Origin of the sequence: Bacillus sp. AF62, assembly GCF_050312695.1 — a bacterium.
In the GTDB taxonomy this organism is placed as follows: Bacteria; Bacillota; Bacilli; order Bacillales; family Bacillaceae_G; genus Bacillus_A; species Bacillus_A cereus.
The window spans coordinates 1-1,046 of the sequence record NZ_JBNPJZ010000203.1 but is presented as its reverse complement, the minus strand read 5'-3'; the positions used below and the strand labels follow the sequence as shown (position 1 = coordinate 1,046).

Genomic DNA, 1,046 nt, shown 5'->3' with positions numbered 1-1,046 from the left:
AGGGGGGTGGTGACTGTGAAGAACAAAGCGAAAGTAAAAAGAGAACTATTAAATCGAATAGATGAAGAAAATAGCATTCAAGTTGAGAAGGTTGAGAGGTATTTAAACCTCTTAGAATTGTACTATCAATTGGATGAAGCTATTGAAGAGTTTGGAACAATGATTACTACAATTAACGGATCGCAAAAGTTCACCAAACCAAACCCAGCGATTGCGGAGAAAAATAAAATTAACAGTTCATTAATTGCATTAGGAAAGGATTTAGGATTAGATTTTAATCCTCCTAAGATTGATAATTCTAATACTGGATATAGCAAAAGTGATTTAACATGATTAAGCAAAAGTATGTGGAAGAATACATTGAGTTTTATCGATCCGGAAAGGTAAAGTTCAACAAAGAAAGAGAACTGTTAATTAATTATCTAGAAAAATACGTTTTAAACAGAGACGATTTGTATTTTGATGATGAAATGATCCAGGACTGTATCAACTTCGGTGAGAAGTGGTATTTTCCTTTGCAGCCATTTCAAAAATTCTTAATAGCATTCGTTTTTTTACTTTATAAGAAGAATGGTCGTGTATTTTATCGCAAGTTCTTGTGGATGTTAGGACGCGGTGGTGGTAAAAACGGTTTAATATCAGTTATCGCTCATTTTTTAATTAGTGAATTGCATGGGATACCTGAATATAACATATCTGTTGTTGCAAATAGTGAAGAACAAGCGAAGACAAGTCCTGATGAAGTAAAGAAAACGGTTCGCAGACATGAAACTTTAAAAAAGGCTTTTAAAGCAACTGAAACACAAACTACTTCAAGAGCTACTGCAAGTGTATTGAAGTTTAGAACATCAAACGGAGATACAAAAGATGGTTTGCGAGACGGTGCGGTTGTTTTCGATGAAATACATCGATATGAAAGCAATAAAGATGTCCGCGTCCACATCAGCGGTTTGGGGAAAAGAAAGAATCCACGCGAGTTTTATATTGGTACAGATGGGTATGTACGAGACGGTTTCTTAGATAAATTAAAAGAAAAAGCAATGAAA

2 protein-coding genes are annotated in these 1,046 nt (G+C 34.4%); both read left to right on the top strand.

Going from position 1 to position 1,046, the window contains the following annotated elements; all coding sequences use genetic code 11:
• The coding region (locus ACQRBL_RS32270) for a P27 family phage terminase small subunit (protein ID WP_411996842.1) at nt 1–333 on the top strand (333 nt) is incomplete at its 5' end.
• The coding region (locus ACQRBL_RS32265; RefSeq protein ID WP_411996841.1) for a terminase large subunit domain-containing protein at nt 330–1,046 on the top strand (717 nt) is incomplete at its 3' end. The genes ACQRBL_RS32270 and ACQRBL_RS32265, both read left to right, overlap by 4 nt.